Source organism: Arthrobacter sp. SPT-J7 (assembly GCF_059089965.1).
The window spans coordinates 22,086-32,896 of record NZ_JBNHFF010000020.1 but is presented as its reverse complement, the minus strand read 5'-3'; the positions used below and the strand labels follow the sequence as shown (position 1 = coordinate 32,896).

Genomic DNA, 10,811 nt, shown 5'->3' with positions numbered 1-10,811 from the left:
GCTGCCACTTCCTCGGCGAACGACGGCGGCGCCACCCCGTCCAGGGCACCTGCGATCACCTGCGTGGGGACTCGGATGCTGCCCAGTTCCTCACGGACGTCGAAGGCCGCCAGCGCCTCACAGCAGAACGCGTAGCTGTAGCGGTCGGCGTCGCGCAGGGAATGGAGGAGCCTGCTGCTGAGATCTGGCTCGCGGTCCATAAAACCGGGGGCGAACCAGCGCTGGGCCGAGCCCTGGATTATCACCGGAGTGCCTTGGCTGCGGACGGTCTCAGCCCGCTCCAGCCATCCCTCCGCCGTGCCCAGTTTGGCGCCGCTGCACTGGACGGACAGGCTCTTGAGCCGTTCGCCGTGTTTGATGCCCAGCTGCAGGCCGGTGGCTCCGCCGAGGGAGACGCCGGCGTAATGGAAAGCTTCGCCGGGGGCGATGGAGTCGATCAGGTCCACCACGGCGTCAGCCAACGCCGCGATGTCGAACGCTTCGGTTGCCGCAGGTGAGACGCCATGGCCGGGCAGGTCCCAGGCCACGACGTCGAAGTCGTGGCCGAGCAGGGAGGCGGTCCTGTTCCAAAGGACGGTGGAGGTGCCCAGGGACGGGCCCACCACCAGCAGGGGGTGCTCGCCCAGGGCCCGCTGGGGCGACAGCAGGGCGGCTTTCAAGGCAGGTTTAGCCACGGTCGGCTCCGTTCGCGTCGGTTTCTGCAGATGCTGTGGGGAAAAATTCCGGGTAGGTGCCGAGGATGCGCCGGGCGATTTCAGCGGCCTCGCCCAGGTAGCTGGCTGGATCGAGGAGTTCCTCGAGCCCGAGATCGGCGAGCGCCCCGGGCGGGACGGCTTCACGGAGCAGCTTCCGGTACGTGGCTGCCTGCTCCGCGGGTGGTGCCTGCAGGGTCTGGTCCACGACGGCCTGCAGCTGCTGCTTTCCGTTGCGGCCGTCCTTGTCCTCAAGCAGGGGCGCCACAGCAGCACCCACGCCTTCGGCCAGGAGCAGCGGACCGGCGAGGTCCAGGTTGTGGCGCATAACATCCGGGAAAACCTGCAGTCCCTCAGCAAGCTCCCGGACGTGGCCTGCTGCGCCAAATGCCAGGGCCAATAGCTGCCGGAGTGCGGGCCACTCAGTGTGCCAGGCTCCGTCCGGGCGCTCGTCGTTAAAGTTCGCGGCAGCCAGGTGCAGTTGGGCCACCAGCTGGGGTGCCTGGAGCGCTGCGCTGCGTACCAGCACCGACAGCACGGGGTTCTGCTTCTGCGGCATGGCCGAGGAAACGCCACGGCCTTCCGCGCGCGGTTCGGCCAGCTCGCCGACCTCGGGCCGGCTCAGGAACAGGACATCCGCAGCGATCTTCCCGAATGCATCCAGCACGGCTGCCAGAGCATGTCCCAATGACGTGATAACCAGGCGGTTGGTGTGCCAGGGAGCGGGGGTGGGGGAGAGGCCCAGCTGGGCGGCCAGGGCGTCGGCGAGGCTGAAGGGTGTTGCCGACGAACCGGAGGTGAGGGCCGTCCCGGCGGCCAGGGTGCCGGCAGCACCACCGAACTGGACCGGAAGTTCGACATTCTCCAACTGCCGCCCCGCGGCAGCGAGGCCATGAAACCACTGCGCCGCCCGGAGCCCGAACGTGAACGGGAGCGAGTGCTGGGTCAGGCTCCTGCCCACGCACAGTGTGTCCGCATGGCGCTCCGCCAAGGCGGCCAGCGCCGTCGTCGTGCCTTTCAGGTCAGCCAGCAGTGCCCCGATGGTGTTCCGGGCGACCAGCATCAGAGCCGTATCCAGCACGTCCTGGCTGGTGAGCGAGGTATGGACAGCCTTCCCGGCCCCAACGTTTGCGGCGTCGAGCGCCGAGACATGCCTGCGGAGGTCGGCCAGCAGCGGGATCACGGGGTTTCCCCCGCCCTGGGCGCGCCGCGCGATATCGGCGGGATCGTAGCGGCCCGCTTCGGCAGCAGAGGCGACGACGGCGGCGGAACCGGCAGGCGCCAAGCCCGCCTTCTCCAGCACGGCAGCCCAGCCGGACTCGACGGCGAGGATTGCCGCGAGAACTGCCCGGTCCCCCGTCAGCGCCGCAGCCAAAGGCGACGCCGTGACAGGGCTGAGCAGGCCGACGTCACCATCGGTCCCGCTTCCGAAGTGGCCCGGGACGGCTTCAGTCACTGGAAGTCCAGGAAAACTGTCTCGCCCTCACCCTGCAGGCGAATGTCAAAGGTGAGTCCGCCGTCGGGATCGCGGCGCGCAATGAGCGTCCTGCGGCGCTCCGGTTCCAGCGAGCTGAGCAGCGGGTCGTTGGCCAGCACCTCCTCGTTCTCCGGAAGGTAGATGCGGGTGAAGAGCCGGTTGGTCAGGCCGCGGGCGAAGATGGCCACGGAAATAAAGGGCGCCGCCGCTGGTTTTCCGGGGACAGGCTTGGTGGGGCCGGGGTTGACCGTCGTGAACGTGAACACGCCGGAGTAGCCGACGGAGCCGCGGCCCCAGCCGGTGAAGGTGTAGCCGTCACGGACCAGGGACCCGCTCTTCTGGACGATGTTGCCCTCGGCGTCGGGTTGCCAGATTTCCAGGATTGCGTCCGGCACCGTCTCGCCGGCACCGTCGTACACGGTGCCTTGGAGCCGGATGGAACCGGGCGATCCGGGAGCCAGGAGTTCGTTGTCCTTCTCGAACGGCAGCGCGTAGCCATAGAACGGGCCCACGGTCTGGCCGGGGGTGGGAACAAGCTGTGTGGTCTGGTTGCTCATGTGCCTATCCTCTGCCTATTCGCTTTCGTCGCCTGCAGTACCGAATGCCTCATTCTCGGTCCAGGTCCGTTTTGGTCCGGTCAGGACGATGTCCCAGTTGTAGCCCAGCGCCCACTCCGGCTCTGTGAGGTTGTGGTCGTAGTTGGCCACCAGCCGGTCACGGGCGTCCTGGTCCACGATGGTCTGGTAGATCGGATCCAGCGGGAAGAGCTGGTCCCCGGGGAAGTACATCTGCGTGATGATCCGCTGGGTGAATTCGGTGCCGAACAGCGAAAAGTGGATGTGGGCCGGTCGCCAGGCGTTGAGGTGGTTCTTCCACGGGTAGGCGCCAGGTTTGATGGTAGTGAAACGGTAGGAGCCGTCGGGGCCGGTGATGCAGCGGCCGATGCCCGTGAAGTTGGGGTCGATCGGCGCAGGGTGCTGGTCGCGCTTGTGGATGTAGCGGCCGGAGGCGTTGGCCTGCCAGATCTCCACCAGCTGGCCTGCCACCGGGTGGCCGTTGCCGTCCAGCACCTTGCCGGCAACGATGATCCGCTCTCCCTGCGGCTCGCCGTTGTGCTGGATGGTCAGGTCGGATTCGAGGGCGTGCACGTCCTGGTGGCCGAACGCCGGGGAGTGCAGCTCGATGGTCTCCGGGTCCGCGTGGTGCAGGCTCTTGGTGGGGTGCCGCAGGATACTGCTGCGGTACGGCGGGTAGTCCAGCCGGGGCTGGATCTCGGCCGGGGCGCCGTCCTTGAGGGCCCGCACATAGGCGTCGGCCAGGCCGTTGATCTCTGCCATGAGGTCAGCCTGGGTCTGGACGGCGCGGTCCAGGGGCAGGTGCGCTGCCTGGGGTTCGGCGGCCGGTACGAGCTCGTCGGCTTCAAGCTGGGCGTTGATGTCCTGCGGCACGGCTGGCTCCTTTCGTTGGTGGTTTCTGGTGTGGATGTGGTTTAGGGGCGCTGGAGCGAGTCGTATTGGACGGCGTGCCGCACGGGAGCGTTCGGCGCACCGTACCCGTCGTAGTTGCCGCGGCGTTCCACCACTTCGAAGAACACACTGCCCACCGTGGCGGTGTAGAAATGGAGGAATTCCCCGTCTACGTCCCGGTCATACAGGAGGTTCAGCTCCTGAAGGGTGGCCAGGAAACCCGGATCAAGGTCGAAGCGGGCGTCCAGGTCCTCGTAGTAGTTGGCCGGAATCTGCAGGAACTCCAGGCCCCGGTCACGGGCGGACCGGGCAGCGGACACGAGGTCGTCCACGGCGAACGCGATGTGTTCCTGGTACGTCTTGTGCGCCTGCTGCGCCAAGGTGTGCTGGTTGGGCGCCAGGTTCAGGACCAGCCGCACCGCACCGTCGGAGGTCTTCATGACCTGCGAGCGCACCAGTCCGCTGGGGCTGGACACCTCCGCGAACGGCTGCGGTTCCAGGGCGAGTGCGCTGGTGTAGAAGAGGACGGCTTCGTCGAAGTGCTGCCAGGGCTGGGCAAGGTTCACGTGGTCAATGACCGCGTTCCCTGCCTGCCGCCGGTGCTCCATCCCCTCGCCGGACTCGCCTCCCTGACCGAATTCAGCAGTCCAGGCGGCGGTGCCGTCCGGGCTGCCCTGGCACAGGAAGATCTCTGTGGAGTCCGGGGCGGAGATGCCCTGGAAGACTTCCTCGTCGGCCTGGACCTTGCGGGCCACTACCGGCGCCTTGAGCTGCTGGGCGCGGGCGGAGGCAATCACCGGGGAATCGACGTCGAACCCCAGGGCGGCGATAGCCGGTTCCGCGTGTGACGCTGCCTGTTCGTTGATGATGACGCGGGCCTGGCCCCTGGTCCAGAGCTGGACGTTTTTGGTTCGGTGCCGGCCTTCGAAGGCGAAGCCGAGCTGGCCCAGGAGTTTCTCAAGCCGGGCGGTGTCGTCAGCTTTCACTTCTGCGAAGTTGAAGCCGGCCGGTTCGCTCACCTTGGGTAGCGTGGCCAGTTCCATGGGATAACGACGGCGGGAGGCGGCGCCGTTGCCCGCGGTGCCTTCCGCTGCATCGCCGGCAAGCCACTTAGCGCTCTGTTCCTCCAGCCAGATCAGCGAGCGCATGGCGTCCACGGCGGTGCGTTCGACGTCGGACTGGCGGAAGACGTCGTTGAAGACCTCGAGAGAGACCGGCCCCGTGTAGCCGGCACGGACCACATGGCCCATGAATTTGGCGAGCTCGAACTGGCCCTCGCCGGGAAACACGCGGTAGTGGCGGCTCCAGGAGAGAACATCCATGGATAGCTTTGGGGCGTCGGCAACCTGGACGAAGAAAATCTTCTCCGGGTTGAGCTTCTCGATGGGCGCGGTGTCCCAGTCCCTGGACAGGATATGGAACGAGTCCAGGCAAGTGCCGAAGCTGGGGTGGTCCACCATCTCCACCAGGCGGTACGCGTGCTCGTAGTCGTTGACGTACTTGCCCCAGGCCAGGGCCTCGTAAGCCACCTTGACGCCGTGGTCCCCGGCCAGCTCCGCGAGCTCGGTAAGCTGCGAAGCACGGAGACCGTCATCGTCGATGGTGGCGGTGGCAACGTTGGAGCAGACCAGGATAGTGTCCATGCCCAGGCGCGACATCAGCTTGAACTTCGCCTCCGCCCGCCTGAGGTTCGCCTTCAGCAGGTCCGGCGTGACGCCGTCGAAATCCCGGAACGGCTGGTAAAGGTCCAGTCCCAGGCCAAGGTCGGCGGCCATGGTGCGCGCGTCCTCGGGACTCAGGGGCGAGGTGACCAGGTCCTGCTCGAAGATCTCGATGCCGTCGAACCGCGCAATGGCGCAGGCCTGCATCTTTTCCTTCAGGGTGCCGGACAGGCAGACCGTGGCGATTCCGGTGCGCATCAGGCCGCCACCTCCTCGGCTGCGACGAGCTCCAGGAAGTGCGAACGCATGCGGTCCGGGTCAGGTTCGAGGCCGGTGAAGATACGGAAGGCGTCAGCTGCCTGGCCCACCGCCATGCGGCCGCCGTCAAGGACTTCACAGCCCTTGGCACGGGCGCCCCGGACAAGTTCGGTGTCAATGGGACGGTAGACGATATCCGCCACCCAGTGCCGGGATTCCAGCAGGCCAAGATCCAGCGGGACGCCGGGGTGGGCGGCCATGCCCACCGGGGTGCAGTGCACCATGCCGTCGGCCAGCGCCATGAGCTGCGGCAGTTCGGCCGTCGTACGCGCCGTGACCGTGCTGTCCGGGAAGAAGCCGGCCAGTTCCTCCGCACGCGCTGCGCCGCGGGCAACGTCCTTGTCCACGAGGTCCAGGTGGCGGACGCCGGCAGTAAGCAGGGCATAGGCGACGGCGGAACCCGCCCCGCCTGCCCCGAGCTGCACCACGCGGTCCAAGCGGGCACCGGGAAGGCCGGAGGCGAGGGCGGCGGCGAAACCGGAGAAGTCTGTGTTGTGGCCGACGAACCGGCCATCCTTGATCACCACGGTGTTGACGGCACCCAGCCGCAAGGCGTCCGGGGACACCTCATCCAGGTGCTGCAGGACCAGCTGCTTGCAGGGGTGCGTGATGTTCAGGCCGTTGAAGCCGAGGCTGCGTGCGCACTGCAGCAGCTGGCCCACGGATTCGCCCGAAAGGCCTAGTTCCAGCAGGTCGACGGGGCGGTAAAGGTAGCGCAAGCCCTGCACATCACCTTCGCGTTCATGCATGGGCGGGGTGAGTGACGGCATCACGCCATCGCCGACCAGTCCCACCAGGTAGGACTCAGTTCGATTACTCATCCGTGCAGCTCCTTTGATACGGCACCGGCAGCTGCGAGCGTGCTGCAGGGTGATGGACATTACGGTACATCATTTGTTCTTTCTGCGCACTAACGTTCGAGATGCGAACGAGCAGTGCCGAAGCGGCTGCGGTATGGCCCATTCGCTACCGCTGCGGCAACCTGGCTGCGAGCTCTGCGGCCGCTTCCTGCAGCAGGGGGACGTGGGCCTCCAGGTCCTCGAGGCTCAGGCGGAAGACGGGGACCGCCGTGGCCAGGGAGGCGAACGCGTGGCCCTGGTCATTGAAGAGCGGGACTGCCACGGCACGCATCCCGGTTTCGTTTTCCTCATCCATCACCGCGTACCCGCGGCGGCGGACCATGTCGATTTCCGCGCGAAAGGCCTCCCTGTCGGTGATGGATTTTGGCGTGAGCGGCTCGAGCGGCAGTTCCGCAAGGAGCTTTTCGCGCTCGGAGTCTTCGGCGAACGCCACCAACACCTTGCCGACGGCAGTGGTGGAGAGCGAGCCGAGATGGCCGGGATCGCTGGTGACACGGAACATCTTGGGTCCGTCCACTTTGTTGACGGTGAGGTGGTGATGCCCATCGCGGACACTGAGGATGGTGGCCTCCCCGGTCTGCTCGGTCACGCGGCGGAGGACCGGCATGGCGGTCCCGGCGAAGCCGTGATGGTTGGAAACCCGCTGGCCCAGCTGGAAAATCCGCAGGCCCAGGTGATACCGGCGGCCCTCGGCCTCATAGTCCACAAAACCGTCCCGGGTGAGGGATCCCAAGAGACGGTAGGTGGTGCTGAAGGGGAGTTGGGCCCGGCGCGAAATCTCCGCCGCACTGGCGCCGCGCGGTTCATCGCCCAACAGGACCAGAAGGTTCAGGGCCTTGCCCACCATGTCAGTACGGTCGGAACGGGCCGCATTGGGGGAGCTTTCTTCAGCGGCAACATCATCGGGCGCTATGTCTTGGTTCACACTCATATCTCGATGTTGCCACAATGTGAGAGCTATTGCTAGATGATGATTATTTTCTTGACAAGTGACTGCCCTCACAGCCACCATTGCTGTATCGCACAAGTAGCTCCCACAATGTGGCTACTGTCCCGGGTTTTCCCGCACCTCCAGCCGTGCAGCGCCAGGCCACCACCCCGGCAGCACTGGCTGCGAGTCCCTGATCCATCCGCGACAAAGTCGTCACACCAAAGGAACTCCATGAGCCAGATACTTCCGTCCGCCGAGCCAGGCATCGCTGCCCCGGCCGGGACGCCGAAGAAGGCAGCCCTCGCCAGCTTCCTGGGCAGCGCCGTCGAATACTACGACTTCTTCATTTTCGGTTCCGCCGCCGCCTTGATCTTCCCCACGGTCTTCTTCCCCGATGCTGACGCCAACGCGGCCATCATGTCCTTCGCCACCTTCGGCTTTGCCTACGTTGCCCGTCCCGTGGGCGCCGTCATCCTGGGCCACTTCGGCGACCGGGTTGGCCGGCGGAAGGTCCTGATGTTCACCCTCCTCCTGATGGGCGCCTCCACCTTCCTCATCGGCTGCCTCCCGGACTTCAACACCGTTGGCTGGTGGGCCCCCGCACTGCTGGTGCTCGCCCGGCTCTGCCAGGGCCTTTCCGCCGCAGGCGAGCAGGCGGGCGCCTCCTCCATGACGCTGGAACACGCACCGGACAACCGCCGCTCCTTCTTTACCTCCTGGACCCTTACCGGCACCCAGGGCGGCCAGATCCTCGCCGCACTCGTCTTTATCCCCGTGCTCGCACTTCCTGACGAGATCAAGTACGGCATCGGCTGGCGCATTCCCTTCTGGCTGAGCGCCGTCGTGGTGGTGGTTGCGTTCTTCATCCGCCGCACGCTGCACGAGCCGCCGGCCTTCGAGGAAGCCCAGAAGACCGCCCAGATCTCCAAGCTCCCCGTCGCCGACCTTCTCAAGGGCCACTGGCGCGACGTCCTCCGCGTCATCTGCTGCGCCTTCATCGCCGCCGTCTCCACCGTCTTTGGCACCCTCGCCATCAGCTACGCCAAAACCGTGGCAGGCGTGGACGGCACCACCACCCTGTGGCTCGTGGTCGGCGCCAACCTCGTCGCACTCGGCACCCAGCCGCTGTTCGGCATGCTTGCGGACAAGATCGGCCGCAAACCCGTCTTCATCTACGGCGCCCTGTCCAGCGCCGCCCTGACGCCCGTCTTCCTGCTCAGCCTGGAATCCGGCAGCGTGCCGCTGATGTTCCTGGCGGCCATCGGCTTCTTCTCCTGCGGATACGCAGCCTCCAACGCCGTCTGGCCATCCTTCTACGCCGAGATGTTCAGCACCAAGGTGCGGTTCTCAGGCCTTGCCATCGGCACCCAGCTCGGCTTCCTGATGGCAGGATTCGCCCCCGCAATCGTTGCGGCCATGGGCGGCATCAAGCCTGGCGGCTGGGTCCAGATCAGCATCTTCACCGCCGTCATCTGCACAGTGGCAGCCATCTCCGCGCTGACCGCCAAGGAAACATTCAAGGTTCCCACCAAGCAGCTCGGCCTCAAGTAATTCCCGGGAGCGCCCGAAGCCCCTCCCCGGCTACCCGGCCAAAAGCCCGCCATTCCTATAGGGTGGCGGGCTTTCCGGTGCCCGGGCCGCAGAAGGCCTCGCAGCAAGCGGGCGGGAACGTACGACGGCGGATGCCCGGCCGAGGCGCTCCGCTCTCCCTCACGGCCCTGAGCAGGCACGTCATCGATTCCTCTTTTACCGGAAGGAAAGGCTACCCTAAGTCGTCCCCTTTTTACTTCTGCCCCTCCCCACGGCAGCCCTGCAAGGCGGTTTTTTGTGCGTACCTTCCTTCGTCCCCGCGTCCTGATGGCTGCGGCGGCCGCCCTGGCCCTCAGTGGCTGCGGTTTCAGCGGCACCCAGACCCCGTCCACCCAGCCCGGTGCTGCGGCTGATACCAGCCAGCGGATCGTGGTGGACAACTTCCGGGCACCCGTCGCCAACTGGGCGGTCGAGTCCGACGCCGCCTACATCCTGTCCCTGTCAGGCTGCCTCGAGACGCTGACAACCTACAACCAGGCCGAAGGCAAGGTGCTGCCTTCGCTGGCCACCGAGTGGAAGCAGACCTCGCCCCTGGACTGGGACTTCAGCATCCGCCAGGGCGTCAAGTTCCAGGACGGCACCGATCTCACCGCCGAGTCCGTGGTGTCCGCACTCAACCATGTCCTGGATGCAAAAGTCCCCGCCCGGGCGTTTAACCGGACCATGATCAGCAGCGTCACCGCGCTGGACGCCCAGACCGTCAGGGTGAGCACGCCGGCAGAGAACCCGCTGGTGCCATACCGGCTGGCCAGCGTCAACACCGGAATCCTGGCACCCGCCGCCTACAAGGCCGAGGGCCTGGACCCGTTCGGCCACTGCACCGGTCCCTTTACTCCCGTCTCAGAAAAGGCAAAGCAGTCCCTCACCCTGGACCGCAACGAGAACTACTGGGGCGGCGACGTGCAGCTCGCGGGCGCCGAGATCCGCTTCATCACCAATGGCGCCACCCGCGCCGCGCAGGTGCAGACCGGCGAAGCTGACATCTCGCTCTCCATCCCCGTTGCGAGCCTCGCGGCGCTGAAGGCGGACGACGGCGTCTCCGTGCTGGGTGCCGATTCCCCCCGCACAGCCACGCTTTACATGAACAACGGCCGCGCGCCGCTGGACAACGTCGACGTCCGCAAGGCCGTCCGGGAGGCCCTCGACCTCGACGCCCTCGCTGCCAGCGTCTACGAAGGCGCCGCCCTCCCGGCCACCGGACCTTTCGCGCCCTCCGAGCCCTGGGCGGGCGAAAAGCAGGACAAGCAGCAGCAAAACCTTGAGGAAGCCCGGAAGCTGCTTGCCAGTGCCGGCTACACCGCCGACCGCCCCCTGGAAATCATCGCCATCGTGGAGCGTGCGGAATTCGCCGACGTTGCCGCCGTCGTCCAGGAGAACCTGAAGAACATCGGCATCCCCGTCACCATCCAGTCCAAGGAATACGCCTCCGCCGAACCTGACGTCCTGGCCGGCAACTACGACATGCTGCTGAGCCAGCGGAACAGGCTGATCGACATCGCCGATCCCATCGGGTTCCTCACCGCCGACTACACCTGCGAGGGCACCTACAACCTGAGCCACTTCTGCGACCCTGAGTACGACCGGATCATCGCGGAAGCTGCCAAAACCGTTGACACCAACGAGCGCTACAAGCTGTACGCCGAGGCCGGCCAGATCCTCCAGGACAAGGCAGTCAACGCGTGGCTCGTGAATGAACAGGCCACCGACGCGATCCGCACCAACGTCCTGTCCTACGTCCAGGACCCGCTGTCCCGCTACGTCCTGACGGCCAGGACGGGCAAGGCCGCGTCCTAGTCCGACTCCCCGAAACCCGCCG

The 10,811-nt window shown here is 66.3% G+C and carries 9 protein-coding genes; 2 read left to right on the top strand and 7 right to left on the bottom strand.

The features are described from left to right. The 7 genes from AC5RWX_RS18655 to AC5RWX_RS18625 all read right to left on the bottom strand — a co-directional run. Positions 1-674, bottom strand: a 674-nt coding sequence (locus AC5RWX_RS18655) for an alpha/beta fold hydrolase (RefSeq protein ID WP_494097817.1), incomplete at its 3' end; no start/stop codon positions are given. Next, the gene (locus AC5RWX_RS18650) at positions 667-2,148 is read right to left on the bottom strand and encodes a lyase family protein (RefSeq protein WP_494097816.1); all 1,482 of its coding nucleotides are present in this window, start codon (positions 2,146-2,148) and stop codon (positions 667-669) included. The genes AC5RWX_RS18650 and AC5RWX_RS18655, both read right to left, overlap by 8 nt. Continuing rightward, on the bottom strand, positions 2,145-2,726 hold the full coding sequence (pcaG, locus tag AC5RWX_RS18645) for a protocatechuate 3,4-dioxygenase subunit alpha (protein ID WP_494097815.1): 582 nt from the start codon (positions 2,724-2,726) through the stop codon (positions 2,145-2,147). The genes AC5RWX_RS18650 and pcaG overlap by 4 nt, the downstream gene beginning before the upstream one ends. A gap of 15 nt (positions 2,727-2,741) precedes the next feature. Beyond that, a complete protein-coding gene (gene pcaH, locus AC5RWX_RS18640) occupies positions 2,742-3,617 on the bottom strand; it encodes a protocatechuate 3,4-dioxygenase subunit beta (RefSeq protein ID WP_494097814.1) in 876 nt (291 codons plus the stop codon). Between the two features lie 41 nt (positions 3,618-3,658). Next, positions 3,659-5,554 carry a bifunctional sugar phosphate isomerase/epimerase/4-hydroxyphenylpyruvate dioxygenase family protein gene (locus AC5RWX_RS18635; protein ID WP_494097813.1) on the bottom strand — a complete coding sequence of 632 codons (1,896 nt, stop codon included), beginning with the start codon at positions 5,552-5,554 and terminating at the stop codon, positions 3,659-3,661. Next, on the bottom strand, positions 5,554-6,435 hold the full coding sequence (locus AC5RWX_RS18630) for a shikimate dehydrogenase (protein ID WP_494097812.1): 882 nt from the start codon (positions 6,433-6,435) through the stop codon (positions 5,554-5,556). The genes AC5RWX_RS18635 and AC5RWX_RS18630 overlap by 1 nt, the downstream gene beginning before the upstream one ends. A gap of 145 nt (positions 6,436-6,580) precedes the next feature. After that, positions 6,581-7,405 (bottom strand): IclR family transcriptional regulator, encoded by an 825-nt coding sequence (locus AC5RWX_RS18625; protein ID WP_494097811.1) that lies wholly within the window; start codon positions 7,403-7,405, stop codon positions 6,581-6,583. A 231-nt stretch (positions 7,406-7,636) separates the two neighbouring features. On the opposite strand from AC5RWX_RS18625, the gene AC5RWX_RS18620 reads away from it, so the two are divergent. Further along, on the top strand, positions 7,637-8,956 hold the full coding sequence (locus AC5RWX_RS18620; RefSeq protein ID WP_494097810.1) for an MFS transporter: 1,320 nt from the start codon (positions 7,637-7,639) through the stop codon (positions 8,954-8,956). Positions 8,957-9,262: 306 nt separating this feature from the next. Continuing rightward, a complete protein-coding gene (locus tag AC5RWX_RS18615) occupies positions 9,263-10,789 on the top strand; it encodes an ABC transporter substrate-binding protein (RefSeq protein ID WP_494097819.1) in 1,527 nt (508 codons plus the stop codon). Positions 10,790-10,811: the final 22 nt, after the last annotated feature.